Genomic DNA, 17,534 nt, shown 5'->3' on the forward strand with positions numbered 1-17,534 from the left:
ATTATACAACTCTTATCAAGAGCAGGTGGAGGGATTTGGCCCGATGAAGCCCAGCAACCGACCGTAAAACCATTGTGAAATGGGGCGTTTATTACGCCAAAAGGCACGGTGCTAATTCCAGCAGAAAGTAAACTTTCTGGCAGATAAGAGGGGAGAAGATAAACTTCAAACCTCTTTCTTAGTGGAAAGAGGTTTTTCTTATGCTAGAAAAACCTCTGAATTAAAAAAGGGGGAATAGACGATGGGATATTATTCATTAACAGAAGTAACAGCTGTACAATATGCGAAAGAACACGGCTATTTTGAAAAAAAAGCAAATGTAGTTTGTCATGAAATTGGAGATGGAAACTTAAATTACGTGTTCAAATTAGAGGATGGGGAGAAGTCGATTATAATAAAGCAAGCTCTTCCATATGCGAAAGTAGTTGGTGAGAGCTGGCCATTGTCTATAAAAAGAGCAACAATTGAAAGTAAGGCATTACAAATTTTTGCGAAGTATGTACCGGATTATGTTCCGGTAGTGTACAGTCATGATGAAGATTTAGCAGTTACAGTAATAGAAGACTTATCAAGGCTAACAATTACAAGAAGGGGATTGATAGATGGAGAAGGGTATCCACTTTTATCCCAACATATTGGCCGTTTTCTAGCACATGTTTTGTTTTATACTTCAGATTTCGGGTTAGAGTCAGAAGAGAAAAGAGTACTAGAAGGTGCATTTGTAAATCCAGACCTGTGTAAAATAACAGAAGATTTAGTGTTTACAGATCCGTTTGGACATTACGATACGAATAATTATGAGCCAGATTTACAGCTAGTGGTTGATGAACTTTGGAGTGATAAAACTTTAAAGCTAAAAGTAGCACAATATAAATATAAATTTTTAACGAGAAAAGAAGCGCTTATTCATGGTGATTTACATACGGGTAGCATTTTTTCATCACCTTCTGAGACGAAAGTGATTGATCCAGAATTTGCAACGTACGGCCCATTTGGGTTTGATCTTGGGCAATTTATTGCAAATTTATTATTAAATGCTTTATCGAGGGAAGAAGAAAAGAGAAGCATACTATTTTTCCATATAGAAAAGACATGGAGTTATTTTGTAGAAGCTTTTACGAAGTTATGGATTGGAGAAGGAGTAGAAGCATATACGAAAGAGAAACAATGGTTACCGATTATTTTGCAAAATATTTTTACTGATGCTGTCGGATTTGCAGGATGTGAGCTTATCCGAAGAACAATTGGCTTAGCTCATGTAGCTGATTTAGATGAAATAGCAAATAAAGAAAAGAGAATTCAAGCTAAGAAACAAGCGCTATGCTTAGGTAAAGAACTAATTAAATATGAATCTAAGAGCGCTGATATTCAACTGTTCCGAACATTATTTCAGCAGACAGTTTCTGGAGGGGTAAAAGCATGAGTACGATTGTTACTATTCCGAGATCTGTCAGTTGGAAAGGTGATGCAATTGCGGTATTAAATCAAACAAAGTTGCCACATAGTACGGAATACAAAACGTTAACGACTATTGAAGAGGTATGGAAAAGTATAGTACTGCTAGAAGTACGTGGAGCACCTGCAATTGGAATTGTAGCAGCATTTGGTTTGGCGCTTGCGGCAAAACAATATAATACTTTACATATTGAAGAATTTCAAAAGAAGTTTAATAGAGATTGTAACTATCTAGGAACTTCACGACCGACGGCAGTGAATTTGTTTTGGGCAATCGATCGCATGAGAGAATCTATTCGAGAGATTACTACAATAAAAGAAGCACAAAAAATATTAGAAGAAGAAGCACTTCACATTCAGCAGGAAGATGAAGAGGTGTGCCGGAGTATTGGGGAATATGCGTTAACATGTTTTACAGACGGTGATAACATTTTAACAATTTGTAACGCTGGAAGTATTGCAACTGCAAGATATGGTACTGCATTAGCACCGTTTTATATTGGGAAAGAGAAGGGCGTTCGTTTACACGCGTATGCATGTGAAACGAGACCCGTTTTACAAGGTGGGCGTTTAACGACTTGGGAGTTGAAGCAAGCAAATATTGATGTAACACTTATTACAGATAATACGGCAGCTCATGCGATTCGTACGAAAGAAATTGATGCGATTATCGTAGGCGCAGATCGAATTGTCGCAAATGGAGATACCGCAAATAAAATTGGAACAATGAATTTAGCTATATTAGCAAATTATTTCGATATCCCATTTTATGTTGCAGCTCCGTTATCTACTTTTGATATTACGAAAGAAACTGGAGCTGAAATTGTTATTGAAGAGAGAGATGAAACAGAAGTTACGAAAATTTTTGGGAAACAAGTAGCACCAATTGGAACGGATGTTTATAATCCAGCATTTGACGTAACACCGAATGAATTAATTACAGGTATTATTACTGAGAAAGGGATTTTACGAGGAGATTATAAAAAAGAAATTCTGACATTATTTGAAAGACAAGCTGAAATTTAATAGCTTGTTTTTTTATGCCTAAATTGTCCATTTTTTCTTATTTATATAGTGAAAGGAGGAGAGAAAGATGGAAGAGTGGATCAAGATGATAGGTAATGTAGGGTTTCCGATTGTTGTAACATTATATTTACTCCATCGGATTGAAAGTAAATTAGATGGGATAACTGTTGCAATAGAGAAACTACCGCAACAATTACTAAAGTACGATGATCCTCGTGATAAAAAATAAAGTTTNNAAACTTTATTTTTTATCACGCATTACCTGCCCGTAAAAGCCCCACTGATTAAAGTTTCACTTTATTGAGCAGTATAGCCACCATCGATAACAACGGCTTGTCCGGTTATACCTTTTGCTTTTTCACTCGCTAAAAACATAGCATAATCAGCAATTTCTTGTACTTGTAATAAGCGCTTTTGTGGTACAAGTGGATAAATAACATCTTCTAAAACATTTTCAAGTGGTACATTTCGTGTAGTCGCTAAGTCTTGCAGTTGATTACGTACAAGAGGGGTATCGACATAACCAGGACAAAGGGCATTTACAGTAATACCATGGATAGCACCTTCTAAAGCTGCCACTTTTGTTAATCCAATTACGCCATGTTTGGCACTATTATAGGCGGATTTTCCTGCAAATCCAACGAGACCATTAATGGAAGCAACATTAATAATTCGGCCATACTTTTGTTTTTTCATAATCGGAAAGGCATGTTTAATGGCAATAAACGGAGCAATTTGCATAATCTTAATGAGTAGCTCGAACTTTTCAGTGGGAAAATCTTCAATCGGTGAGACGTGTTGCATTCCTGCATTGTTAATTAATACATCCAATGAACCGAAATGACTAACTGTTTGAGAAATTGCAGCTGCAATTTCTTCTTCAGATGTAACATCACATTTTAAACCAATCGCTTGAAATCCCTCCTTTTGTAATTGTTCAGCAGCTTCTTTCGCACGATCTTCAAGCCGATCACTAATAACAACTTTAGCCCCTTCTTTTGCAAAAGCATTCCCCATTTCATAACCAATACCACTCGCGGCACCTGTTAAAAAGACAACTCGATTTGTAACCATGACGAAAAACATCCCTTCATAATAAAGTTTTCATATTGCTCTATTTAGAGAGGGTATAATAAAATTCCTGCAAACATTTGGAAAAACATTGTTCGCTATCTTGTTTTGCAAAATAGTCTCTGTTATACTATTTTGTAAAGCAAGATACTTACGCTTATCTATCTTGTAAAACAAGATAGTGGGAGGATTTGAATTATGTCGACAAGTCAAATGCTGAAAGGGATTTTAGAAGGATGCTTACTTGCTATTATCTCTGAAGGTGAAATATATGGTTATGAAATGAGTGAAAAGCTAGCGAAGTATGGCTTTACAATGGCGAGTGAGGGAAGTATTTATCCGTTATTAATACGAATGCAAAAGGAAGGATTAATAACAAGTGTAATGAAGGAATCTCCATCTGGCCCAAAGCGAAAATATTATACATTAACAGAAAAAGGCGAGGAAGCACTTAATGAATTTATGGATCGCTGGGAAACGATGCAAAGTAGTGTAGAACGTCTACTTGAAGGAAAGGGGAGAAGGAAATAATGCTATCAAATGAAGCGCGTAAGTTTTTATTAGATATGAGATTATTTTTGACGGCAAAGAGTGTGAAAGAAAGCGATATATTTAATCATTCCACTTTCTATAATGTTAATATTTAAAACATTTACCTCGGAAGATCTCGTGCCAATGCTATTTCAAATTATATGTTTATACGGAAGTTTATTTATTTTAATTTTCGTTGAAATTATGATGAAGACGAATAGAAGAGAAACAGTTAAATAAGGGAGGGGTTATAATGAAGGTTTCTAAAGAAGGCGAAAAGTTTTTAATCGATACGAAAGTGTATTTAATAACAAAAGGGATTAAAGAAGAAGATGTTGATGCCTTTTTAGAAGATGCAGAACTTCATTTAATAGAAGGTGAGCAAGAGGGAAAGACGGTAAAGGATATATTTGGGGATTCGCCAAAAGAGTATGCGGAAGAGTTGGCGAAAGAGATGGAGAAGGATAAAAGCGGTAGTATAAAAAGTATTTTGGGAATGATTATTGGTGTTGGTGGATATTGGTTACTTACAAACATTTTATTTGGAAGTCCAAATCAGCAATTTACGTTAACAAATGTACAGTTAATTGGTTATCCAATCGTTTTATTCATTACGATAATTGGAGCGATTGTTGCGTTTAGAATGTCTTCTTTTAAAAGTAAATTGGTAGGGTTTGGAATTGTTTATATAATAGTGATGATACCTATTTTATTATTGGTGTTATTGATGTTTATGAATAAATGGTACGGAACACCTGTATTGCAATTAACTACTATACAAAGTTATATGTTAGCTGGAATTGTCTTATTAGTACTGTTGATTGGTGAAGCATATATACTTGGATGGATTGGAATATTAGCTGTTATCATACCGCTATTAATTATGTTTGCATTTAAAGAATTAGGAAAGCAAAACCCATATTTAATAATACTAGAGCCTTTACTTCTGTACGGAAGTTTATATGTATTAATGCGATGGTCTTTAAAAAATGAAGAGCGAAAAACTGTAAACTAGGAGTTCTATAGAAAAAAGGCTGCTCTAGATATACAATAAATTATTTCCAAAGAAATACTATATTTTGATTTTTAGAGAGATTATGTTTCGGTGTATATTGTATTCTTTGCAGCCAGTATTTAGTTTGTTAATTAGTATATATTGTTTTGAGCAGTAACAAGGGCGTTACTGTTTTTTTCTTTGTAATAAAGAGCTTTGTAAAGAGAGTGCTTTTTGTTCGTTTGTTAATAGGGACTGAATATGGACATTTTCAGGGCGGGGGACTATCGGATACATAAGATTGAATGGAGAAGGATGGTGCTCCGAGCCAGTTGGAGAATGAGGATCTGCGTGAGTAAGTTTTCCGTGAACACGTCTTGTAAATAAAATATGCCCGATTTCGTGAGCGAGTGTATATATATTTTTCATGGGAGCAGCCGAATTTGTTAAAACGATGTAACCAGTAAGTTGCTGTTGTTTTGCTAAAGAGTAAGCACAGGCAATTACTGCGGTTTCTTTGAAATAATCACTGCCAATATAACAAATATAAAGATCGCATTCAGGAGCTTCATTTACACACGTTTGGAAAAAGGATGCTAATTTTTCCTGACTTTGAATGGAATTTTTATAACTGATTTCACGGTCAGAAAAACGGAAAAGCTCATTTAATACAATTACATCTTGAATTTGAAATGTAATGGGATGCCAAATTGATTCTGCAACAGCTAAATCTTTTGCAATGCGGTCATTAGAAATATCGGCGCCTGGAGTAATGCAAATACATATATTGACGTATAGATCCATAAGGAACACCTCAAATGAAAAAATTCTTCCTATAATATATGTGTAAAAAAGATGCTATGTATGGATAAATGCCTTCTTTGTTACATGAATATATAGATGACAAGTCAAAAAAAATTCATAGTTCTATAACATGGTGTGGCCGCCTTTTTGATATAGTAAAGGAAAGGGGGAGAATATATGTATACATTAAAAATCGTTTCAGACAGAGAAGCACTTTATCAATTTGCAAGTTATGTAAGAGTTGTACAAGGGGTTGAAGATGTATATGTAGAGGTGGGAGAACCTTTATATGAACATCCTTTAATGAAGTTTTATGTACATATTAAGCTTAAAGAAACATATGAGCAGCATAAAGCATTACAGGAAATAGCAAGATTAGTAGAATTGGGTCGTTTTACATATGTCCATTATCGTAATGATGAAATTGAGGAAGCTTTTGAAGCTGTAAAATATGAAAGTTTTAAAAAATAAAAGATGAAAAAAGGAGGCGAAAGCTTCCTTTTTTTTCTTTAAAATTACATCAACAAAAGGAGAAAAATTTTGTTATGATAAGGGAGGATGAGGAAAGGAGAGTTTACATATTGGGGTATATTGAAGATTTACGCAAAGTCGTCGGTACAAGGCCACTTATTCTAGTAGGGTCAGCAATTATTATATTAAATGATAATCAAGAAGTATTGCTTCAATATCGTTCGGATACATATGATTGGGGTGTGCCTGGCGGAGCAATGGAGCTTGGGGAAACGACAGAAGAAACTGCTCGTAGAGAATTATTCGAGGAGACGGGACTAACTGCAAAAATAATGCAATTTCTTGGTGTCTTATCAGGAAAGGAAGTATATTTCCGTTATCCGAATGGAGATGAAATTTTTAATGTCATTCATCTGTATCAGGGGCATCATGTGAGTGGTGAATTAAAGCTCGATCATGAAGGATTACAACTTCAATATTTTCCAGTAGATAAGTTACCAAAATTGAATGAAACGACAGAGAAAATTTTACAAAAGTTTTTATATGCGTTAACAGAATAGAAGGTTAATTCCTTCTATTTTTATTATATTAAATATTTTGATTTTTTAGTATGTTTATAGTATGATAGTTGTAGACATACATCTTATGGAATTTCACCTAAAAACTGACTAGGGTACATAAGAGAGGGGCAAGTACAAAATGCATAATGTTGTTATTACAGCTGCAGTTCGTTCGCCAATTGGAACTTTTGGGGGAGCGCTAAAAAATGTAACGCCAGTAGAATTAGCTGTTCCTGTACTTCAGGAAGCTGTAAAACGAGGCGGGGTAGAACCACATGAAGTTGATGAAGTAATTTTAGGTCATTGTATTCAAAGAACTGATGAAGCAAATACGGCGAGAACGGCTGCATTAGCGGCAGGATTTCCTGACACAGTTACGGGTTATACAATCCAACGCCAATGTTCTTCAGGTATGCAAGCAATTATGTCAGCTGCAATGCAAATTCAATTAGGTGTAAGTGATATTGTTGTTGCAGGTGGAGTAGAAGCGATGAGTTCGAGCCCTTATGCATTGAAACAGCACCGCTGGGGACAACGTCTACAACATGGAGAAATCCGTGATACAGTGTGGGAAATATTAGAGGATCCACTGCATCATATTATGATGGGTGAAACAGCGGAAAATTTAGTTGAACAATATGAAATTACAAGAGAGGAACAAGATGAGGTTGCGCTTCGTAGTCACACACTAGCACTACAAGCAATCGAGTCTGGATACTTTGACGATCAAATTGTTCCTATTACAATAAAAGAGCGTAGAAAAGAAGTTGTATTCTCGAAGGATGAACATCCACGTGCAGATATTACAGCGGAAAAATTAGCAGGATTAAAACCAGCATTCCGTAAAGATGGATCTGTAACTGCAGGGAATGCATCTGGTTTGAATGACGGAAGCGCGGTTCTAGTATTAATGAGTGAAGAAAAAGCGAAAGAAAAAGGCTTACAACCGCTAGCTAGAATTGTTGGATATTCAGTAGCTGGGGTAGACCCGAAAATTATGGGTATTGGACCAGCACCAGCAATCCGAAAAGGCTTAGAAAAAGTAGATTGGTCATTAGAAGATGCAGATTTACTTGAAATTAATGAAGCTTTCGCAGCACAATATTTGGCTGTAGAAAAAGAATTAGGTTTAAATCGTGAGAAAGTGAATGTAAACGGTAGTGGTGTAGGACTTGGACATCCAATCGGTTGTACAGGAGCTCGTATTACGGTAAGTTTAATTCACGAATTAAAGCGACGCGGCTTAGAAAAAGGAATTGCTTCTCTATGCGTCGGCGGCGGTATTGGAGTAGCATTATTTATAGAAGCATTATAAAAAAGAAGCAGCAATTGCTGCTTCTTTTTTTACGACTCAAATAGATGATGGAATAACCGATCACGATTTTCAAAGAAAAGTTTCGTCGTTTGATAATGCTCGGTTTCTTCTAATGTGGATTCGTGAATCCCCTCTTGTGTTAAAGAGTATATAGTAGATTCAGGGTAAGCCATTAAAATAGGAGAATGCGTCGCAATAACAAATTGTGAACCTTGTTCCGCTAGCTCATGCATTCGAATGAGCATGGAAAGTTGTCTCATTGGTGATAGAGCGGCTTCAGGCTCATCTAAAATGTATAAACCTTGTCCTGAAAAACGATTCATAAATAATGAGAAGAACGATTCACCGTGTGATTGTTTGTGTAATGAGATACCACCATAGGAATCAATAACCGGATTTCCACGTGCTTCCAAATCAGCGTCTATTTCATCAATATAAGAAGCGACGTTATAAAATGATTCAGCGCGAAGAAAGAAACCGTCGTTTGGTGTATTGAAACTTTTGGAAATTCGAAGGTATTCATGTAAAGATGAGTGTGAATCGTTTGTGCTAAAGCGGAAGTTTTTTGTTCCACCTTCTGCATTAAAACCTAAAGCGATTGCAATTGCTTCGAGTAATGTTGATTTACCCGTTCCGTTTTCTCCAATAATGAATGTTACATTTGGATGGAAAGCTAGTGATTGTAATGTTCGGATAGCGGGTAAGCAGTAAGGATATGCGGAAAAACTAGGGATATTTTCTTTTTTTAATGTGACATTTTTTAAAAAGGGTACGTCAATCAATATATAAACCTCAATTCATAACGGATTTTGATTGTAACAAAGCAGCAAATACAAAGGTGAGACAACTTGCTATTAGTATTGTATATTGAAGTGCGCCAAAACCGAGACTTTCCAAGGCGAAAGAAATCCTCTTCCGTATAAAAATGAAAAGAACGCTCATAAAGCCAACGAGAGCGGGCGTATATTTTATAACCTTTAAATGCTTCCATAGAAAAAATCCAATGTATGTACTTAAAAACAAGATAAACAGAACAAGAAAAAAGACAAGTGTTAATAACACGGGACCTTCTCCTTACTTTCTGAATATTTTATGTGGATTATAACATGTAAACTATCATATTCCAATGTGAAAATAAATATTGCATGAAGATCAATTCTCTCGTTATGATAGATGGTATTCTATTGAAAATATGAAAAGGAGTAAACATATGCCGTTTACATTCGCACATCCAGCAGCGGTGCTTCCTTTTACGAAAAAGCATTCTACATATATTTCAGTAACGGCTCTTACATTAGGTAGTATGGCGCCTGACTTTGAATATTTTTTACACTTTAGACCGTATGGTGTTATTGGGCATACATGGATGGGGTTTTTATATTTAAATTTACCGCTCGTCTTTTTGTTAGCATACATATATCATCACATTTTAAAAAAGCCTTTTATAACACATTTACCTAAGCCACTTGCTGGCTACTATATATGTGCAGTAGATGATAGATGGGGGCTTCATACGTGGAAAGACCTTTTTGTATTTTGCTATTCTGCATTATTTGGTATGTTTACGCATGTCGTTTGGGATGCGTTTACCCATAAAACAGGCTATTTTGTTATGAAAATACCATTGTTGCAACGAGAATGGCATAGCATCCCAGTTTATAAATATATGCAGCATGGGAGTACATGTATTGGTTTTCTATTACTATTATACGTATTATGGAAGTATAGAAATGAAATGGGTAAAGATCTTATTGTGGCTTCGGAAAAAAGAAAGTATTGGATTTCAGTAATTGTTGCGGCAGCTATTATATTTATCGTGCACGCGTTCGTAGATCCCTATTTTCATATTTTCCAAATTGGAGGTATAATAGTATCTGGACTGACAAGTTCATTTTGTGGACTTCTCATTGTTTCTATAGTTTACAAAGCAAGGGACTAATTTATATTCATGAATGATAGCGTTAGGAGAAATTAAATGATGAAAGCATGGAAAAGTATTTTTGTTTTATGTAGTTTTCTTCTTATGTTAAGTGGTTGCTTCCATCAAGAAGAAAAGAAAGCTGAACCGAAGAAGAAAGAATCTATTCCTGAAACGAAAGAATATGGTGGACGTGAGCTAAACAAAGTAGGACAAAAGGTGAAAGAAACAGGTTGGGGTACTTTCAAATTAGAGCAGATGCATTCTGTTAATCAAACATTTGAAGTAGCGCCAATGAAAATTCATGTGCAAGATGTGAAAGTAATCTCTTTATCACAGATGAGTGAAGATGCAAAAAATACATTGAAAGCATATACGGCATTAACTCCTGAAGAAGTAAAGCGTAGATTAGGCGATAAAGTAAGTCAAGAAGATGCTGAATTATATGCATCGCTAAGTGGAACAGAGATTAGTGATACGATTCGTTACGTTGAGATTACATATAAAGTGGAGAATAGCGGAAATAAAAATATGCAATTTTTCTCTATGAATGATGTTACGATTAATGATAAACAACATTTTAAAGTAGCGACACAAAACTTTTTATATGATGAAGATACGCTCGTTGGTACAAAAAATGTATCTAGAGAAGACTATAAGCCTGGTGAAACAAGAGATGGAATTATCGGTTTAATACTTGATGATGGAAAAGAAAAGGTAAAGGATATTAAGTTTACAACCGATGATTTAATTGCAGGAGATACAGAGACACAGGATGTTGTTAAAGAAGCACAAACTTTTAATATCTCACTTTCTGAGTAAGGTGTTTAAAAAAAAGGTAAGTAAAAACAGTCAGCGTTCAAAACATTATGCTGACTGTTTTTTTATTTCTTTTATGTATGAATCTACATTTTGAAAAGGTACCTTAATTTTAAATGCATCTTTTTGTTCGTTAAATTGCTTTTCATTATAGGGACCAAAACGCTTATTGTGCTTGACGTCAATAATCCAATAATGCTCACTTTTTTTATTTGCAATTGCCCCATCAGGATTATTTGGATCGGACTTTTCCTCAGTCTGTTTTGCAATAATGTATTTATCATCCCAACCAATGTCTGTAATTTTGGCAGGGATGTATTGTGTGGCATATACAGCATCTTGCGAGGGGAAAAGTTCAAATGCATTTCCAGAAGTACGTATGAGTTCGTATTCATCATTAATCGTATAAGTTAAGTGGCTTGTATTCCCAGCGCAACCAGCTAATAGGAAGGCGAGGAATAGGATTATCCATTTTTTCAATATGGGAACCTCCTTTACAATGCTGTTGTAACACATTGTACAAGAAAAGTAAGAGAAACGCTAGTTTACAATGCTTTTTAGAAGTGGTACGATGAAACGGGTAAAAAAGGATATGAAGGAGTCGACATAAAATGAAGTTAAAGGTGCATCGTCCAGCGCTTGTAATGAATCGCATAGGTGCTTCCCTAATTGATATGTTTTTAATCTCGCTTATGTATGGTGCAGTAGTAGCTGTGATAACTGGAAACTATAGTGCTATTTTTAATCGTTTTAATATAAGTTTTGGAGACTATAGATATGATCTCACAGTAGTGTTCATATTAATGGCCCTTTATTTTATATTGTTACCTTTTATTTGGAACGGTGTAACACTTGGTAAAAAAATAACGAGAACAAAATTAATTTCATTGACGAGTGAAAAACTAACGTTACAAACATTAATAATACGGTTTTTTGCATTGTTATTACCGAACATATTGCTACTTGGAATTCCATTATTATGTAACATATACATGATGTTGTTCCGCAAAGATAATTGTGGTTTTCACGATTTAATTGCAAAGACAAAAGTGATCAGTCTTGTATAATACACAGTGACCTTTTTATTCTTAAATAAAAAGGTCTTTTTTTATCCCGTTATTTGTGGGCGGTAAGACTTTCACCTTGAAATTCAATGAATGCGAGGAAGTTAGGAGGAAGGTAAAGGTTCATTTTCTTAATTTAAATAGATTGAAAATTAAGAAAATGTTATAATAATTAAAAATAATATCTTTATATAATAAGGGGGAAATTGAAATGACAGGAGGTAGCATAATCTTTTGGGGGATTTTAATTTTCATTGGTCTAGTTTTCGATCAGCTTAATAGTAAGAAAAAAGAGGGAGTAAAAAAGTAATCGATTCCAATGTGCTTTATATTAACGACGTTTGGATAGAGATAAAACAATTAACGTCATCTTTTATGAAACAGCAAGAAGAAGTAGTGTTAAGTGATTTACCGATTTTCGGTATTATTAGCACGAAAGGACAATCATTTCATACAGTTGAAGCCCTAGTATAATAATGAAAACCGTCCTCGGTATAAATGAGGACGGTTTTTTTGTATGTTATATAGAAGAAAACTATTTTTCAACGAATACGTTGTTCGGTTTGACTATCAAAGAAATGCGCTTTATTCATATCAAATGCGAGTTTAATTTGATCACCAGGTGAAAATGTATGTCTTGCATCAACACGTGCTGCAAAATCTTGAGTTCCCAGTTTCATATATAAAAGAGATTCAGCGCCTAATAACTCAGCGACTTCAATTTTTGTTGTGAAGGTAGTAGATTGTGAAGCTTCTAAAAATAATAGTTCATCATGAATGTCTTCAGGACGAATACCTAAAACAATCTCCTTATTTACATAGCCTTGTTCACGTAACAGCTTCATTTTTCCTTCAGATACTTTGACTTGTATTGCGTTGTCTATAACGAAATCGGTTTCAGTTAATTTACCACGGAAGAAATTCATTGCTGGAGATCCGATAAATCCACCAACGAAAACATTTTCAGGTGTTTCATATACTTCTTTTGGAGTTCCAATTTGTTGAATCTTTCCGTCTTTCATAACAACAAGACGGGAAGCCATTGTCATTGCTTCTGTTTGATCATGTGTGACATAAATTGTTGTTGTTCCAAGACGGTGGTGTAACTTAGAAATTTCTGAGCGCATTGCAACACGGAGTTTTGCGTCTAAGTTTGATAAAGGTTCATCCATTAAGAAAACTTTCGCATCTCGAACGATCGCTCTACCTAATGCAACACGTTGACGTTGGCCACCTGATAATGCTTTCGGTTTTCTATCTAAATATTGTTCAAGCCCTAAAATTCGTGCTGCATCTTTCACACGACGATCGATTTCATCTTTTGGTATTTTTCGAAGTTTTAATCCAAATGCCATATTATCATACACACTCATATGTGGATAAAGAGCATAGTTTTGGAAGACCATTGCGATATCACGATCTTTTGGAGGAACATCATTCATTAGCTTACCATCAATTGAAAATTCTCCTTTTGAAATATCTTCAAGTCCAGCTACCATTCGTAAAGTAGTAGATTTTCCGCATCCAGAAGGACCAACAAATACGATAAACTCTTTATCTTGAATGTGTAAATTAAAATTTGTTACAGCTGTTACGTTATTATCATATATTTTATAAATGTTTTCTAATTTCAGTTCTGCCATGGTATTTCCCCCTAGAAATAATTATGCAAACGTTTTCTTTGAGTTCATTATAAACTAATAGATTCAAAAAATAAATAAAAAAATAAAACGTTTGCATACATTTGAGTAATGGTAGTGATTTTCTCATGCTTTCTTAGAAAAAGAAGAATAAAAATTGTAAGCGCTATTTTAAATTAAGATAGAATCTGTTATTATTCATTAATGAAAACGTTTGCGCCTTGAGGGAAATAAAAATTATAGTGTAGATGAAATGGGGTAGCATAATGGAAAAACAATGGTGGAAAGAAAGTGTAGTATATCAAATTTATCCTCGTAGCTTTATGGATAGTAACGGTGATGGTATAGGTGATCTTCGTGGTATTATTTCAAAGCTAGATTACTTAAAAGAATTAGGGATTAATGTAATTTGGTTATCACCGGTTTATGAATCTCCAAATGATGATAACGGTTATGATATAAGTGATTATTGTAAAATAATGAATGAGTTCGGAACAATGGAAGATTGGGACGAGCTATTACATGAAATGCATGAACGTAATATGAAACTTATGATGGACTTAGTTGTTAATCACACTTCCGATGAACATAATTGGTTTATTGAATCACGTAAATCTATTGATAATAAATATAGAGATTACTATATATGGCGTCCTGGAAAAGATGGGAAAGAGCCGAATAACTGGGGAGCAGCTTTTAGTGGATCTGCATGGCAGTATGATGAAATAACAGATGAATATTATTTGCATCTGTTTTCTAAAAAACAGCCAGATTTAAATTGGGATAATGAAGAAGTAAGACAAGATGTTTATGAAATGATGAAGTTTTGGTTGGAAAAAGGAATTGATGGATTCCGTATGGATGTTATTAACTTTATTTCTAAAGAAGAAGGTTTACCAACTGTTGAAACGGATGAAGAGGGGTATGTTTCAGGACATAAACATTTTATGAACGGCCCAAATATTCATAAATATTTGCATGAAATGAATGAAGAAGTATTGTCTCATTATGATATTATGACAGTTGGTGAGATGCCAGGTGTAACGACAGAAGAGGCTAAATTGTATACTGGAGAAGCTAGAAAAGAATTACAAATGGTATTCCAATTTGAACATATGGATTTAGATTCAGGAGAGGGCGGAAAATGGGATGTAAAACCATGTTCACTTCTTACTTTAAAAGAGAATTTAACAAAGTGGCAAAAAGCATTAGAGCATACAGGGTGGAATAGCCTTTATTGGAATAACCATGATCAGCCACGTGTTGTATCTCGTTTTGGTAATGATGGAATATACCGTACTGAATCGGCAAAAATGTTAGCGACGGTGCTTCATATGATGAAGGGAACGCCATATATTTATCAAGGCGAAGAAATTGGAATGACGAACGTTCGATTCCAATCAATTGATGAATATCGAGATATTGAAACGTTAAATATGTACAATGAAAAAGTGGTAGACCGTGGTGAAGATAAAGAAAAAGTAATGGAATCTATTTATATAAAAGGCAGAGATAACGCTAGAACTCCAATGCAGTGGGATGATAAGAAACATGCTGGATTTACAACAGGTGAACCATGGATTGCGGTAAACCCTAATTACGAAGAAATTAATGTGGAGCATGCAATTCAAGATGAAAACTCAATTTTTTATTACTATAAAAAATTAATTGAGTTACGTAAAAATAATGAGATTATTGTGTATGGATCATATGATTTAATACTAGAAAATAATCCATCTATTTTTGCTTATGTAAGAACATATGGAGCCGAAAAACTTCTTGTTATTGCAAACTTTACTGCAGATGAAAGTGTATTTAAATTGCCTGAGGATATTAGTTATAGTGAAGTAGAGTTATTAATACACAATTATGATGTGAGAAGCGGATCAATAGATAATATTATATTACGTCCGTATGAAGCAATGGTATTTAAATTGAAATAAGAAAAATCCTTATGTCAAATTGGCATAAGGATTTTTTTGATTACCACTTTAGTATTGAGAATCCATATGGAGGAAGTGTGACTTGTAATACGCTTGCTTCCGCTGAAAATTCTTCTTTTGTATATATATTGACTATTTTCTTCCCTGTAATATGGATAGGGAGTGAAGCAGTAATTTCATCGTTAGTAGGATTTAAAACAAAGAAGATAGTTTCATCTTCATGTGTTTTCGTGTAAGAAATATAATTATGTTCATCATTTGCGTCTATGAATTGGAAAGTACCATGTCCTCCAAATGCTTTATATTGTTTTCGTAATGAAATTAATGTTTGTACATGTGTAAATAATAGATGATCTTGTTTTGTTGTATCCCAAATCATACATTTACGGCAACCAGGGTCCATTCCACCATCCATACCGATTTCATCTCCGTAATAAATGCAAGGAGAACCGATGAAAGAAAGATGGAATATATATAGTAACTTTAACTTATTTTTATCCCCGTTACATGTTGTCAAAATTCTTGGTGTATCATGGCTGTCTAATAAATGAAATGCAGCTTCATTTATATTCATAGAATAGGAATGTAGAGATTCTGTAATTTGTTTCATGAATTCAGTTGCTGTAATGGAATTGTTAGCAAAGTAAGAAAGTAAAGCGTTTGTAACGGGATAGCTCATGACAGCATCAAATTGATCTCCTTGTAGCCAAGGGAGTGCATCGTGCCAAATTTCACCTAAAATATATACTTCAGGATTTAATGACTTTATCTCACTTCGGAATTCTCTCCAAAAGCTGTGATCGACTTCATTTGCTACATCAAGGCGCCAACCGTCTATATTGAATTCTCTTACCCAATAACGCCCAACTTCAAGTAAATATTCTTTTACATCTGGGTGTGCTGTATTTAATTTAGGCATATATGGTGTAAATGCGAAAGTATCATAATTAGGAAGTGGCTCGGTTATAATCGGGAATTCGTGAATGTGGAACCACTCTTTGTATACAGACTTCTCGCCATTTTTAAGTACGTCTTGGAATTTATCGAAAAAGTATCCGCTATGATTAAATACGGCATCGAGCATTACTTTTATCCCACGTTTATGACATTCTTCAATGAGTTCTTTAAACGTTTCTTTCGTTCCGAATTGTGGGTCAATTTCCATGTAGTCAATTGTGTCATATTTATGGTTTGAATGAGCTTTGAAAATAGGTGTGAAATATATTCCGGAAATTCCAAGCTTAACAAGGTAATCAAGGTTTTGAATAATACCAGTAAAATCCCCTCCAAAAAAATTAGTTGGAGTTGGCTCAGCACTTCCCCAAGGAAGGGTGTTTTCTGGATTTAGTCCGCGATCCCCATTAGCAAATCGTTCTGGGAAAATTTGATACCAAACAGTATCTTTAATCCAGGAAGGTGCTTTGAATACATTATTTGCATGAAGAAACGGAAAACAGAAAAAGTTACCAACATCATCATTTGGAATAGTAGAGAAGAATCCTCGCTCTGCATAAATAAGAGTTTCTAAATCTGTTTTTAATTCGAATCCATAACGTAAGCGCTTAAATTTTGGTTCGATTGAAATGGACCAATAATCAAATAGTGCAGTAGAACCCGTTTTTTTCATCGGTGCACTTGATGAAATCCATTTCCCGTCTTTCCATTCGTAAGGATCCCCGTAAATAAGAGAGGTACTGTGAACATCGTCTTTCTTAGTACGCATGCGGATGTGAACTGTTTTTTCATCGTAAGCGTATGCGTAATTATCTTTTGGCCTATGATAAATGGCTTCTTTAATCATATAGAAAATCCCCCTTTAATATCTCTATACATAGTATTCCCTTAAGTGTAATAATAAAGCCTATTTTGCAAACGATTTCCTTTCTCGTAGCTTTAATATTGCTTATAAGAGTAGTATTCATT

20 protein-coding genes, 2 pseudogenes and 1 riboswitch are annotated in these 17,534 nt (G+C 34.6%); of the genes and pseudogenes, 15 read left to right on the top strand and 7 right to left on the bottom strand.

Going from position 1 to position 17,534, the window contains the following annotated elements:
* Positions 1-9 precede the first annotated feature (9 nt).
* Positions 10-150, top strand: a riboswitch (SAM riboswitch).
* 91 nt (positions 151-241) lie between these two features.
* The 3 genes from mtnK to COE49_RS13005 all read left to right on the top strand — a co-directional run bounded on the left by mtnK (position 242) and on the right by COE49_RS13005 (position 2,710).
* Entirely contained in the window at positions 242-1,423 is a 1,182-nt protein-coding gene (gene mtnK, locus COE49_RS12995; protein WP_098945916.1) for an S-methyl-5-thioribose kinase, read from the top strand.
* On the top strand, positions 1,420-2,481 hold the full coding sequence (gene mtnA / locus COE49_RS13000; RefSeq protein ID WP_098945917.1) for an S-methyl-5-thioribose-1-phosphate isomerase: 1,062 nt from the start codon (positions 1,420-1,422) through the stop codon (positions 2,479-2,481). The genes mtnK and mtnA overlap by 4 nt, the downstream gene beginning before the upstream one ends.
* 67 nt (positions 2,482-2,548) lie before the next feature.
* Positions 2,549-2,710 carry a YvrJ family protein gene (locus tag COE49_RS13005; protein WP_000393325.1) on the top strand — a complete coding sequence of 54 codons (162 nt, stop codon included), beginning with the start codon at positions 2,549-2,551 and terminating at the stop codon, positions 2,708-2,710.
* 68 nt (positions 2,711-2,778) lie between these two features.
* Here COE49_RS13005 and COE49_RS13010 read toward each other — a convergent pair whose 3' ends face one another.
* Positions 2,779-3,555, bottom strand: coding sequence for a 3-hydroxybutyrate dehydrogenase (locus COE49_RS13010; RefSeq protein WP_088230266.1), 777 nt, complete (start codon positions 3,553-3,555; stop codon positions 2,779-2,781).
* Between the two features lie 195 nt (positions 3,556-3,750).
* Between COE49_RS13010 and COE49_RS13015 the strand changes: the two genes are divergently transcribed.
* The 3 genes and pseudogenes from COE49_RS13015 (at position 3,751) to COE49_RS13030 (ending at position 5,098) form a co-directional block, all read left to right on the top strand.
* Positions 3,751-4,083 (top strand): PadR family transcriptional regulator, encoded by a 333-nt coding sequence (locus COE49_RS13015; RefSeq protein ID WP_088230265.1) that lies wholly within the window; start codon positions 3,751-3,753, stop codon positions 4,081-4,083.
* Positions 4,084-4,152: 69 nt separating this feature from the next.
* Positions 4,153-4,323: pseudogene (locus COE49_RS13025) on the top strand (DUF1129 domain-containing protein); the annotation flags it as partial.
* A 13-nt stretch (positions 4,324-4,336) separates the two neighbouring features.
* Positions 4,337-5,098 (top strand): DUF1129 domain-containing protein, encoded by a 762-nt coding sequence (locus COE49_RS13030; RefSeq protein WP_098945918.1) that lies wholly within the window; start codon positions 4,337-4,339, stop codon positions 5,096-5,098.
* Positions 5,099-5,263: 165 nt separating this feature from the next.
* Here COE49_RS13030 and COE49_RS13035 read toward each other — a convergent pair whose 3' ends face one another.
* Positions 5,264-5,881 carry an ImmA/IrrE family metallo-endopeptidase gene (locus COE49_RS13035; protein ID WP_088230263.1) on the bottom strand — a complete coding sequence of 206 codons (618 nt, stop codon included), beginning with the start codon at positions 5,879-5,881 and terminating at the stop codon, positions 5,264-5,266.
* Positions 5,882-6,058: 177 nt separating this feature from the next.
* Between COE49_RS13035 and COE49_RS13040 the strand changes: the two genes are divergently transcribed.
* From COE49_RS13040 to COE49_RS13050, 3 genes are all read left to right on the top strand, one after another.
* Positions 6,059-6,352, top strand: coding sequence for a DUF3928 family protein (locus COE49_RS13040; RefSeq protein WP_000288330.1), 294 nt, complete (start codon positions 6,059-6,061; stop codon positions 6,350-6,352).
* A gap of 110 nt (positions 6,353-6,462) precedes the next feature.
* On the top strand, positions 6,463-6,912 hold the full coding sequence (locus tag COE49_RS13045) for an NUDIX hydrolase (protein WP_071713138.1): 450 nt from the start codon (positions 6,463-6,465) through the stop codon (positions 6,910-6,912).
* 139 nt (positions 6,913-7,051) lie between these two features.
* Positions 7,052-8,227, top strand: a complete 1,176-nt coding sequence (locus tag COE49_RS13050) for an acetyl-CoA C-acetyltransferase (protein WP_088230260.1) — start codon at positions 7,052-7,054, stop codon at positions 8,225-8,227.
* A 29-nt stretch (positions 8,228-8,256) separates the two neighbouring features.
* Here COE49_RS13050 and COE49_RS13055 read toward each other — a convergent pair whose 3' ends face one another.
* Both COE49_RS13055 and COE49_RS28345 read right to left on the bottom strand, forming a co-directional pair.
* Positions 8,257-9,009 (bottom strand): AAA family ATPase, encoded by a 753-nt coding sequence (locus tag COE49_RS13055; RefSeq protein WP_000567975.1) that lies wholly within the window; start codon positions 9,007-9,009, stop codon positions 8,257-8,259.
* Positions 9,010-9,019: 10 nt separating this feature from the next.
* Entirely contained in the window at positions 9,020-9,289 is a 270-nt protein-coding gene (locus COE49_RS28345) for a hypothetical protein (protein ID WP_088230259.1), read from the bottom strand.
* A 148-nt stretch (positions 9,290-9,437) separates the two neighbouring features.
* Between COE49_RS28345 and COE49_RS13065 the strand changes: the two genes are divergently transcribed.
* Both COE49_RS13065 and COE49_RS13070 read left to right on the top strand, forming a co-directional pair.
* The gene (locus COE49_RS13065) at positions 9,438-10,166 is read left to right on the top strand and encodes a DUF4184 family protein (protein WP_098356854.1); all 729 of its coding nucleotides are present in this window, start codon (positions 9,438-9,440) and stop codon (positions 10,164-10,166) included.
* A gap of 36 nt (positions 10,167-10,202) precedes the next feature.
* Complete coding sequence (locus tag COE49_RS13070) at positions 10,203-10,967, top strand: hypothetical protein (RefSeq protein ID WP_088230257.1); 765 nt, start codon at positions 10,203-10,205, stop codon at positions 10,965-10,967.
* Between the two features lie 45 nt (positions 10,968-11,012).
* Here the strand turns inward: COE49_RS13070 and COE49_RS13075 are convergent, their stop codons facing one another.
* Positions 11,013-11,444, bottom strand: coding sequence for a DUF3997 domain-containing protein (locus COE49_RS13075; protein ID WP_088230256.1), 432 nt, complete (start codon positions 11,442-11,444; stop codon positions 11,013-11,015).
* 131 nt (positions 11,445-11,575) lie between these two features.
* Between COE49_RS13075 and COE49_RS13080 the strand changes: the two genes are divergently transcribed.
* The 3 genes and pseudogenes from COE49_RS13080 to COE49_RS13090 form a co-directional block, all read left to right on the top strand.
* Positions 11,576-12,031: an RDD family protein gene (locus COE49_RS13080; RefSeq protein WP_088230255.1), complete on the top strand. Its 456-nt coding sequence runs from the start codon at positions 11,576-11,578 to the stop codon at positions 12,029-12,031.
* Between the two features lie 208 nt (positions 12,032-12,239).
* Positions 12,240-12,338, top strand: a complete 99-nt coding sequence (locus COE49_RS13085) for a flagellar motor protein (protein ID WP_088230254.1) — start codon at positions 12,240-12,242, stop codon at positions 12,336-12,338.
* Positions 12,339-12,340: 2 nt separating this feature from the next.
* Positions 12,341-12,502 (top strand): annotated as a pseudogene (locus tag COE49_RS13090) (SDR family NAD(P)-dependent oxidoreductase); the annotation flags it as partial.
* Positions 12,503-12,570: 68 nt separating this feature from the next.
* Here COE49_RS13090 and COE49_RS13095 read toward each other — a convergent pair.
* Entirely contained in the window at positions 12,571-13,671 is a 1,101-nt protein-coding gene (locus tag COE49_RS13095) for an ABC transporter ATP-binding protein (RefSeq protein WP_088230253.1), read from the bottom strand.
* 263 nt (positions 13,672-13,934) lie between these two features.
* On the opposite strand from COE49_RS13095, the gene COE49_RS13100 reads away from it, so the two are divergent.
* A complete protein-coding gene (locus COE49_RS13100) occupies positions 13,935-15,611 on the top strand; it encodes a glycoside hydrolase family 13 protein (RefSeq protein WP_088230252.1) in 1,677 nt (558 codons plus the stop codon).
* 40 nt (positions 15,612-15,651) lie between these two features.
* Here COE49_RS13100 and COE49_RS13105 read toward each other — a convergent pair whose 3' ends face one another.
* On the bottom strand, positions 15,652-17,412 hold the full coding sequence (locus tag COE49_RS13105) for an alpha-glycosidase (RefSeq protein ID WP_088230251.1): 1,761 nt from the start codon (positions 17,410-17,412) through the stop codon (positions 15,652-15,654).
* Between the last annotated feature and the right edge of the window lie 122 nt (positions 17,413-17,534).

This window comes from Bacillus sp. AFS029637 (genome assembly GCF_002584985.1).
Lineage (GTDB): Bacteria > Bacillota > Bacilli > Bacillales > Bacillaceae_G > Bacillus_A.

Bases quoted from the DNA above. Each gene is read 5' to 3' on its own strand.
- COE49_RS13040 (WP_000288330.1), top strand. From the start codon at position 6,059: ATGTATACATTAAAAATCGTTTCAGACAGAGAAGCACTTTATCAATTT.
- COE49_RS13070 (WP_088230257.1), top strand. From the start codon at position 10,203: ATGATGAAAGCATGGAAAAGTATTTTTGTTTTATGTAGTTTTCTTCTT.
- COE49_RS13050 (WP_088230260.1), top strand. From the start codon at position 7,052: ATGCATAATGTTGTTATTACAGCTGCAGTTCGTTCGCCAATTGGAACT.
- mtnA (WP_098945917.1), top strand. From the start codon at position 1,420: ATGAGTACGATTGTTACTATTCCGAGATCTGTCAGTTGGAAAGGTGAT.
- COE49_RS13085 (WP_088230254.1), top strand. From the start codon at position 12,240: ATGACAGGAGGTAGCATAATCTTTTGGGGGATTTTAATTTTCATTGGT.
- COE49_RS13035 (WP_088230263.1), bottom strand. From the start codon at position 5,881: ATGGATCTATACGTCAATATATGTATTTGCATTACTCCAGGCGCCGAT.
- COE49_RS13080 (WP_088230255.1), top strand. From the start codon at position 11,576: ATGAAGTTAAAGGTGCATCGTCCAGCGCTTGTAATGAATCGCATAGGT.
- COE49_RS13100 (WP_088230252.1), top strand. From the start codon at position 13,935: ATGGAAAAACAATGGTGGAAAGAAAGTGTAGTATATCAAATTTATCCT.
- COE49_RS13015 (WP_088230265.1), top strand. From the start codon at position 3,751: ATGTCGACAAGTCAAATGCTGAAAGGGATTTTAGAAGGATGCTTACTT.
- COE49_RS13065 (WP_098356854.1), top strand. From the start codon at position 9,438: ATGCCGTTTACATTCGCACATCCAGCAGCGGTGCTTCCTTTTACGAAA.
- mtnK (WP_098945916.1), top strand. From the start codon at position 242: ATGGGATATTATTCATTAACAGAAGTAACAGCTGTACAATATGCGAAA.
- COE49_RS13095 (WP_088230253.1), bottom strand. From the start codon at position 13,671: ATGGCAGAACTGAAATTAGAAAACATTTATAAAATATATGATAATAAC.
- COE49_RS13005 (WP_000393325.1), top strand. From the start codon at position 2,549: ATGGAAGAGTGGATCAAGATGATAGGTAATGTAGGGTTTCCGATTGTT.
- COE49_RS13105 (WP_088230251.1), bottom strand. From the start codon at position 17,412: ATGATTAAAGAAGCCATTTATCATAGGCCAAAAGATAATTACGCATAC.
- COE49_RS13010 (WP_088230266.1), bottom strand. From the start codon at position 3,555: ATGGTTACAAATCGAGTTGTCTTTTTAACAGGTGCCGCGAGTGGTATT.
- COE49_RS13030 (WP_098945918.1), top strand. From the start codon at position 4,337: ATGAAGGTTTCTAAAGAAGGCGAAAAGTTTTTAATCGATACGAAAGTG.